This is a genomic window from Microbacterium sp., from assembly GCF_031178525.1.
Taxonomy (GTDB): domain Bacteria; phylum Actinomycetota; class Actinomycetes; order Actinomycetales; family Microbacteriaceae; genus Microbacterium.
Genome location: NZ_JAPSJA010000375.1, coordinates 1 through 1,939, shown reverse-complemented (window position 1 = coordinate 1,939; position 1,939 = coordinate 1). Strand labels below are relative to the sequence as shown.

Genomic DNA, 1,939 nt, shown 5'->3' with positions numbered 1-1,939 from the left:
GCGGCGAGCTCCCAGTCGGCCCCGTCGATCCGACGGCCGTACGCCACGGCCGCCGCGGCCGCTCCGTGATCCAGCCGCGTCGGGGAGAGCCCCGTGAACCACACCTCGCCGTCCGGTCGCGGGAGGATGCCGGAGTACCGCTCGACCGCATCCAGGAACCACAGGATGGACGGCGAGTACACCTCGGTGAAGCCCGCGTCACCCGACCACGGATCCAGGCACTGGGGGAAGCGATCGGCGACGGCGACCGCGGCGAGGACGGGGTGCGACGCGAGCGCGAGCTCGGCGACGTGTCCATGCCGCTCGAACGCGTGCGGAGCGCGCAGCTGCGCGAGGAAGTTGACGGGGCCGCCCCACGAGTTGCGGGACGCGTCGTGGTCGAAGCGCGGGTCGTCCATCGCGACCGTCGTGAAGCCGTAGTGCGCGAGGAACTTGCGCGTGTTCATCAGGTAGCGCCGCAGCGAGGCCAGGAAGAAGTCCTCGTCGCCGACCTCGTTGGCGAGCACGCGCAGCAGCACGTCGCCCTGCAGGCGCACGAGCTCGCCGCGGCGATCGCGGTCGTAGAAGAACCCGTCGGACTCGTCGAAGCACTGCGCGTACAGCGCATCCAGAGACCGCCGCGCCGCGCCGTCCCACGGCGCCGGGTCATCGCCGAGCTCGCGTGCGATCCGTCCGAGGTATGCGCGCTGGCACGCGACGTTCGAGGTCAGATCCGGCGCCACGTACGGCAGCAGCGGCGAGTCCGGATCCACCAGGCGCGCGTCGGCGTGGAAGGCACGGTCCGGTGCGAACCAGAACCGAGGCGACAGATCGTGACCGGTGTCGAACGTGCAGAACGCCTCGACCCCGCCGGTGCCGCGCGTGTCGCGGTAGCGGCTCAGCCACGCGTCGTAGCGCTCCATGACGGGCCGCATGGTCGCGAGGAGTTCCCGATCCGGCCCGTCCGACAGTGCGGTGAGCAGGTAGTGGTTCCACACGACGCGGGCCAGCGGCGTGACGATCTGGATCTGGCTGTACCCGGGACCGTCTGCCGTCACCTTGTACGGGATGTAGCCGTCGTCGCGCTGGTGCCGCGCGAACAGCAGGAGCGTCTCGCGCGCCACCCCCGGCGCGAATCGGGCGAGCACCTCGGTGCTGATGGTGCCCGTGCTCTCGATCCACGCGCCGTGGTAGACGCCTCCCTCGTTGAGCACGGGTGCGCCGCCGTCCAGCGGACGGATGCACCGCGCGAGCTCTCCGAGGGCGGCGTGCCAGCGGTCCTCGAGCGGTCCGCCCACCGCCGCGAAGCGCACCCGGTTCCGGGTGAGCTCCGCGGCGAGCGGCGACGATGGGATCCCGGCGCGATGGACGGGATCCGTGGCGCGCAGTCGCGCCAGGGCGTCTTCGATCGGGGTCACTGGAGCGCGGCGCCGAGCTCCGAGACCCACTGCTCGGCAGCCTGCTGCGGGGTCATGCTGCCGAACAGCACCTCCGACTCCATGCGCTGCGACAGCTCGTTCATGATCGCTCCGCCGGCGGGCTGCGGCGGTGCGACGACGCCCTCCTCGAGCACGACGTCCACGTACTCGGCCGCGATCTTGCTGGGGCCGTCGAGCGCGGGCGTGACGATCTCGAGCGCATCCGGGTTGAACGGCACGCCGCGGGTGTCCTTGATCAGCTCGATCGCGGCCGGCTCGTGCAGGAACCAGTCGATCAGCATGGCGGCCTCGGCCGGGTGCTCGGTCGCGGCGTTGATCGACCAGAACGCCGACGGCAGCAGCGCGACGCCCGTGACATCGGTGTCGGTCGGCGGCAGCATCATCTCCACGTTGCCGGCGCCCGAGTAAGCGGCCATCAGGTTCGAGTAGCCGAAGGTGATGGCGGCCTGACCCAGCGTGAACGGCTGCTGGTCGGGCGGCAGCGCCCAGTTGCTCGTGACGACCTCGGGGTCGGGCAGCCC

The 1,939-nt window shown here is 71.4% G+C and carries 2 protein-coding genes; both read right to left on the bottom strand.

Translation table 11 applies throughout. The annotated features are described in order from the left end of the window. Positions 1 to 1,397 (bottom strand): hypothetical protein (locus tag RIF89_RS14550; protein WP_309069788.1); only part of this gene is annotated, 1,397 nt, incomplete at its 3' end. Continuing rightward, on the bottom strand, positions 1,394 to 1,939 hold a 546-nt coding region (locus RIF89_RS14545), incomplete at its 5' end, for an extracellular solute-binding protein (RefSeq protein WP_309069787.1). The genes RIF89_RS14545 and RIF89_RS14550, both read right to left, overlap by 4 nt.